The sequence below is a fragment of the Streptococcus sp. 2154 genome (assembly GCF_013277255.1).
GTDB classification, from domain to species: Bacteria; Bacillota; Bacilli; order Lactobacillales; family Streptococcaceae; genus Streptococcus; species Streptococcus pseudopneumoniae.
In genome coordinates this window covers 1-2,509 of sequence record NZ_VMMK01000073.1, presented here as the reverse complement: position 1 = coordinate 2,509, position 2,509 = coordinate 1, and the positions used below count along the sequence as shown (strand labels likewise).

The 2,509-nt window shown below is 40.0% G+C and carries 4 protein-coding genes; 2 read left to right on the top strand and 2 right to left on the bottom strand.

The window, feature by feature from the left end:
- Positions 1-238 precede the first annotated feature (238 nt).
- Positions 239-388 (top strand): hypothetical protein, encoded by a 150-nt coding sequence (locus HT693_RS10805; RefSeq protein ID WP_001030863.1) that lies wholly within the window; start codon positions 239-241, stop codon positions 386-388.
- A gap of 141 nt (positions 389-529) precedes the next feature.
- Positions 530-709 (top strand): hypothetical protein, encoded by a 180-nt coding sequence (locus HT693_RS10800; RefSeq protein WP_001233346.1) that lies wholly within the window; start codon positions 530-532, stop codon positions 707-709.
- 367 nt (positions 710-1,076) lie between these two features.
- Here HT693_RS10800 and HT693_RS10795 read toward each other — a convergent pair whose 3' ends face one another.
- Together HT693_RS10795 and HT693_RS10790 are read right to left on the bottom strand one after the other, a co-directional pair.
- Entirely contained in the window at positions 1,077-2,033 is a 957-nt protein-coding gene (locus HT693_RS10795) for an N-acetylmuramoyl-L-alanine amidase family protein (RefSeq protein WP_172925182.1), read from the bottom strand.
- Between the two features lie 2 nt (positions 2,034-2,035).
- Positions 2,036-2,365 (bottom strand): phage holin, encoded by a 330-nt coding sequence (locus HT693_RS10790; protein WP_000191486.1) that lies wholly within the window; start codon positions 2,363-2,365, stop codon positions 2,036-2,038.
- Between the last annotated feature and the right edge of the window lie 144 nt (positions 2,366-2,509).

The window sequence follows — 2,509 nt, the reverse complement described above, 5'->3', positions numbered from 1 at the left end:
TTATAATTCATCGGCTTTTACAAATACCTTTACATCGTTTTACTATATCTTACAATACCTTTTAAAATAGCTATATTTTGAGCTTTTAAATAAATGTTTTTACATCATTTTACAGAGATTTACGACACTTTTGCCCCTTTTTTGCCCCCTGTTTTTTTAAAAAACTTCATCAAAACTCTTGACTTTCTCGGTATGCCGTGATATAATATAATCAAGATAAGGAAAGGGGGTGATGAAATTGAACAAAGAAGATTGGCTTAGGTTACTTGAAAAGGCAATAGACAATATTCCTGAAACGGTAACTGCTATCGCAAGTCTAGTGACCGCAATAACGGTCGCAAGGCAAAACAAAAAGCGTAAACCGAAATCCCGTCAAAGAAAAAGGTAAACGCTAAGAGGTTGGGGCGAAAGCCCCTCACACCTCTATTTTATCAAATGAAAAGAGGAAATGCAATGGTCAGCGCAATAGCTATTTTTATAATTGCAATCAATGTATATATTTATCTAAAAAACAAAAAGGACAAATAAGATGAGAAAAGTTATTCAAGAATTGCTAGACAGTTCGATGTCTACATCTACTATTTCGCAAGGTGCTGGAGTTCCATGGACTACTGTTTCTGATCTCAGAAAAGGAAAAACAAGCATGGACAAAATGGCACTTCTCACAGCGGAAAAACTTTATGAATTTGCTACAACTGATAAGCAGTGATTTCGGTCACTGTTTTTTATTTTTAACAAAACACCGTTTTTGACAATGATACACCACGATTTCCTCTCCATATTCTTCACGTAAACGCTTTTTTGAACAATAGGATTGTGATTTTGCTTTCTAATCGTTCAAAATGCCTGTTTTTGCAAAATAGAAATATAAACTCTAATTTTGTTAACATCAACAAAATTGGCAACCAAGCGCTTTATAAAGCTATTTGTTGATGTCAACAAGTCAATTTTTTTCAGACAAACCATTTATTTTGCTACCGACATTAATGTCGGTTGGTTAGATGTTTTCTTGATTCAGACAAACAAAAAACCGCAAGCCTGAGCCTGCGGTTGGTGTAATCTATTTTGAAGCCTTTCTATTTAGTCGTAATCAAGCCGTCTGGCTCAACTGTGAACTCTGGTTTATCTGCCAATGTTCCGTCTGGTTTGAGGTAGTACCAGCCTGTTCCGTCCGCAGACTGGATAAAGGCGTTTGATACCATGGCACCTTCTTTACCGTCTAAGTAGTACCAAGTCTCCTTGTACTTGACCCATCCTGTCTTCATAGCGCCCTCTACGTCGAAATAATACCACTTCTCAGCGATTTTCTTCCAGCCTGTCGCCATTTCACCTGACTGGTCAAACCAGTACCAATTACCATCTGTGTGCTGCTTCCAGCGGTTCGCAAGCATGTAGCCTGAGCCGTCGAAGTAATACCAGGTTCCGTTGATTTTCTCAAACTTATCTTTTGAATAAGAGCCGTCTGAGTGTACATACCAATAGCCTGTATCGTTCTTCTTCCAACCTGTTTCAATTGTCAAGCCACTTTCAATATCCTGCTTGAACTGTTCACGGCTAATGCCCCATTTGGCTAGATATGGATACGGGTCAACGTGGTCTGAATGATTGTCTGGTTGGTTATTGGTACAGTATTCATGCGTTTTGATACCTTCCAAACTGCTTGTATCAAGCGTTTTCGGCAAACCTGCTTCATCTGCTAGATTGCGTAAGAGTTCGATATAGAGACGGTAGTCTGTCATGAACTCTTCTTTAGTTGAATGGCTTTCAATCAATTCAACTGCCGCATAGCTTTCCGCATTCCAACCACCACCAACATCCCACGATCCGTTGTTTACGGGTCCTACTTGCATGACACGGCCGTTACCAACGACATGAGAGAAGAAACCAAGCTCAGGGTTCTTTCTGTAGTGATAATCAGCTTCATTTTGCACGGTAGAATTACGGTTCCCCGTAGAGTGAGCGTGCACTTGTCGATATGGCGCATAGCCTACTTGTGGCAAGCCTGTACGTAGTCTGCTTGTATCGATATCCATCTCTACTCCCTCCAAGCGTCGTTCATCTGCTTCACTGCGGACTCCACAAAGGTATCCAAGTCCTTATCGGTCATGCTGATCTTATATTTGGTCAGCTCTGCCCGAATTTTAGTGCGAGCCTGTGCCAATTTTTCATCACCTTTATAACCTGTCTCTTGAGCCACCTGCTCAACGGCATGAACTGCGTTCTTGGCTAGGATTTCAGCGATGATTACCGCTTTCTCTCCGCCTTTACGCAAAAGATAGTCTTTCACCATTTTCACGATACTGCCTACTGCTACTGCTAAAAAGCCTGTCGCAAAAGCGATAATAAATTCATTAAATTGTGTCATGTGTTGTTTCCTTTCTATTCTCTATAAAACTTAACATTAACGCTACCTATATACTCCCTTAAGTTTGTACCAGTTAGATATATGACTCCTCGGTTATACATATCAGCCTGAGTTCTTATTAATTTGCTATTATTGAGTTGTACA